Here is a 4,012-nt window from a genome sequence, read left to right as displayed (position 1 = left end):
GCTCATATTTTTAGTGTGTAGTAAAACTAAAATATGAAAAAAGGAGCTACCTGAACAGATGGCTCCTTATATTTTTTTTGTCGGTTAGTAGTGATATTTTTTCATTGCTTAATAGAAGATTTTCGTTTGTATAAGTTGGTTAAGTTGTTCTGCCGACTGCATGATCTCGTTCTTCATATCATAGATCTGGAGCGCTGTTTGTCTGTAGCTGTCCATGAAATCCGTAAATTCTATAAGGTTAATGTTTCCTTTCCTGAAGTTTTTCAGCATTCCGTCGTATACCAGTTCCATATTGGTAAGATCTGTTGTTCTGATTTGCGCCAACTGATCGTACTGACTTTTCCATGTTTTATAAGCAGCCTGGACTTTGGTTTCAAGGGTCAGCTTTTGGTAATCTGCATTTTTCTGATTCTGTTGAATGGCATAATTCGCTTTCTCAACATTCCCTTGATTGGATTTCCATAAGGGTAACGGAATGCCAACCATAAGATTAACCTCATTTTTAAAGGTTCCGCCGTTCTGGTCCCATCCGGCTCCTACGTTAAGGTCCGGGATATTAAGGGATTTCTGCCATTGCGCATACAGCTTGCTATTGTCAATCAACTTTAGAAAATACTGGTAATCGGAATTATTTTCCAGGGCTTTTCTTTTTAGCTCATTTTCGTCCCCGAAAGGCTGCGCAGCAAGGATTTCTTTTGCATCCGCGTCAGAAAGCTGCGGCTCTATATCATCTGAAATTCCCGTCAGTACTTTCAGGTTTTGTTCAAATTCAAGGATATTTTTATTAATGCCAAGCTTGTCATTATTAAGCTGGATGACCAGGCTCTGTAATCTTACTTCGTCTTTAAGGGAAACATTCCCTTTGGCAGACTGTACCCGGTAAGCATCCAACAGATCATTCATATATCCGAGTTGCTTATTGGTATTCTCAAGTTTTTGTCTTTCGTAGTATAAATTGAAATAAGCAGCTCTAAGCTGCGCTCTCAGATCCACTAAAAGTTGCGAAAACTGAAGCTGGGCAAGTTCTTTATTTGATCTTGCAAAGGCAATCTCATTTTTCTTTTTACCGCCCATATAAATCAGCTGGGTAATCTCCGCGCCTTTTGCATGTCCTATATCAAAGGCTTTTTTACCTTCCGGATTGTAGGCATTGATCTGTCCGCTCAGCTGTGGAAGTTCCCAAATCTTAGCCTGCAGAATGTCTGCGTCGGCCATATTGATGTTGTATTGTTCTGCAAGAAGCTGAAGGTTATTTTTCTGAAAAGCCTCTTCACAGTCCAAAAGTGACATCTGCTGCTGTCCTGCCATGAATGATGAAACGGCAATAAACAGCCCTGCAATTTTGTTCATTCTATCTTTTTTATGGTACAAAATTGCCTTTACACGATTAAAATGACCTTAAAGGAGCCTTAAAAAAAAATTAAATTTGTTTCAGGAATACTGATAAATACTGTATTTATTGGAAAGACCGATTGAAAATATACACTTATTAGACTATTAAAGTGAAATAGTAAAAATCAATCAAATTATTTACTAAAGATAATTCTGAAATTATTGGTATGATCAGCCGGAGAAGAATAATTGATTTTTGCGTTATGATATTCAAGGATTCTCTTGACAATCCGAAGGCCAAGTCCTGAACCGGAGATATTCTGAGAATTATGGCCTCTCATAAAGGCTTCAAAGAGCTTTGCCTGCTCCTCTTCAGGAATGGTATTACCATGGGAAGTCACGTCAACTGTCAGCTGATCGTTGGTTTCCGTTATTAAAACATCCACTTCAGCATCATCTGAATAGACTGCTGCATTTTTAAAGAGGTTGATAAAGACAATCACCAGCAGAGACTGAATGCCGCTTATTGTGAGAAGTCCGTTTTCCGAAGAATCTTCAGAGATCAGGAAATCAAGCTTAAGAGCAGGATAACTTTTTTCTACGGCTTCGAAAGCTTCAAATATGACTTCATCAATCCTCACTTCTTCATAAATACTCTGGATATTTTCCTTATCGAATTTGGTAAGCAGCAAAAGAGAATTGGTAAGGTCGGAAAGCTGATAGACATCTTTTTGAATCTGTTTCAGGGAAGCCAGTGTTTCAGGAGAATGTTTTTCAAACTTGATCAGGTTTTCCAGCTGGAACGCCATTCTTGTGATGGGCGTCCTGATCTCATGCGACGCACTTGCTGTAAAATCTTTCTGTGACTGAAATACATCATCCAGTCTTGCAATCATTGTATTAAAAGATTTGGCCAGAACATTGATCTCATCATCAGACTCCTGAACAGGAATCTGTGTGGTCAGTTTATGGGCCGTAACTTCTGAAATTTCTTTATTCAGATCTTCTAACGGGCGCAGAAACTGCCCCATGAAATAGTAGCTGAAAAAGCCGATCAAAAGGGTACTCATTACATAGGCCGTAATCAGAAGGTATTTCAGATATTCAAGCTTGGATTTCCCGTTGGTATCAAAGGCACTGGTAAGGATATAATAATTTTCTCCATTTATGTTGCGAAGCGCCGCATAGATCTCGGGAACCGTTTTTTCAGTGTATATAATTTTCTTCTCATCCAGTTCTTTAAGAAGGCTGTTGTCCCAGGTGACATTCCGGTCTTTAATCGTACTGTAGATTAACTCTTTATCACTGTTAAAAATTAAGATCGTTTCATTAAGAAGAATATTGTCTGAATTCTCATTGAAAAAGATAGGCGCCTCCTCTTCAAAATTTCTTGATTTTGAAATGAAGTGTGACGTAAATTCAAGACGCTGCCTGAACCGCTCTTTGAACTCATCTCTTCTGAAATCATTAAAGGACATATAAATAACCGCCATCACCATTGCAAAAAGCAGGGAAAAGGCTATACTTATGGTTAATGCAATCCTCCTTTTTAATGACATTTACAACGGGCTTAGGTAATATCCGAAACCGGAACGGGTATGAATAAGTTTAAGTTTAAAATCCTTATCGATTTTTTTTCTTAGAAAATTGATATAGACTTCTACTGTATTGGTGTTCGTATTAAAATTATGTTCCCACACATGTTCTGTGATCTGCTGTTTGGAAACCGTTCTCCCCTGCGCTTCGGCAAGGTAAACCAACAGTTGAAACTCCTTAAGGGTAAGCGCAATTTCATTACCTGCCCTATACACTTTCTGTTCAGTTTTGTTGATAATAAGATCATCTACTCTTATAATGTCCTGATCTGCTGTATCAGACGGTGCTTTTCTCCTTAACAACGAATTCATCCTCAGCAGAAGTTCTTCAAACTGGAATGGTTTTACCAGATAATCATCTGCAAGCCTTGTGAAAGCATCTTTTTTATCTGAAATATCTCCATAAGCCGAAATAATGATGATAGGAGTATTTTTATCGAAAGAACGAATGGTCTGGCATACATCCAATCCGTTTATCTTAGGAACATTGATATCAAGTAAATACAGGTCATACGTATTGTTCTTGATCTGGCGGAGAAAAGTTTCACCGTCATAAATTTTATCACAGGTGAAGCTGTTTGATTCCAGAAACCTGCAAAGCTCCGCGGAAAGAATGAGGTCGTCTTCCAATAAAAGAATATTCATCAAAATCTTATTTTATACGAATTTAACAATTTTTTTATGTTCCTGCCTCATCCATTAAAAGCAGATGACCAGTTTTAATTAAATTTTAAGCCAGTTTTTCTTTATGTGAAAAACAGAAAAGCCTTTATCATAAGCCAAAGTGTTTCTTTAACGCAAAGTTTTAATTTTGATCATCTATATGGAGAGTGCAAAGAATTAATCAATCCTTGATTGATGTGATGAAGCGAGCATATAATCTTGCTGCTGATATTTAAGTTCAAAAGGATGATATTTGAAACAATTTATGTTAGTTAAATTCAGGGCAAAAAAAATCCCGAAAAGAATTCGGGAAAATTGGAGAGCCAACTACGGGACTTGAACCCGTGACCTCTTCCTTACCAAGGAAGATAAACTCTACCCTACAATTTAAATACATTTGAAAATCAGACAATTAAAAAATC

3 protein-coding genes are annotated in these 4,012 nt (G+C 37.4%); all 3 read right to left on the bottom strand.

Features of this window, described 5'->3' with window-relative positions:
• Positions 1 to 108: 108 nt before the first annotated feature.
• The 3 genes from BUB03_RS21505 to BUB03_RS21495 all read right to left on the bottom strand — a co-directional run bounded on the left by BUB03_RS21505 (position 109) and on the right by BUB03_RS21495 (position 3,572).
• Positions 109 to 1,350, bottom strand: coding sequence for a TolC family protein (locus BUB03_RS21505; RefSeq protein WP_083539048.1), 1,242 nt, complete (start codon positions 1,348 to 1,350; stop codon positions 109 to 111).
• A gap of 176 nt (positions 1,351 to 1,526) precedes the next feature.
• Positions 1,527 to 2,891 (bottom strand): ATP-binding protein, encoded by a 1,365-nt coding sequence (locus tag BUB03_RS21500; protein ID WP_073067014.1) that lies wholly within the window; start codon positions 2,889 to 2,891, stop codon positions 1,527 to 1,529.
• On the bottom strand, positions 2,892 to 3,572 hold the full coding sequence (locus BUB03_RS21495; protein ID WP_040997427.1) for a response regulator transcription factor: 681 nt from the start codon (positions 3,570 to 3,572) through the stop codon (positions 2,892 to 2,894).
• Positions 3,573 to 4,012: the final 440 nt, after the last annotated feature.

This window comes from Chryseobacterium oranimense (assembly GCF_900129755.1).
In the GTDB taxonomy this organism is placed as follows: Bacteria; Bacteroidota; Bacteroidia; order Flavobacteriales; family Weeksellaceae; genus Chryseobacterium; species Chryseobacterium oranimense.
The sequence above is the reverse complement of the archived record's forward strand: the minus strand, read 5'-3'. Positions and strand labels throughout refer to the sequence as shown.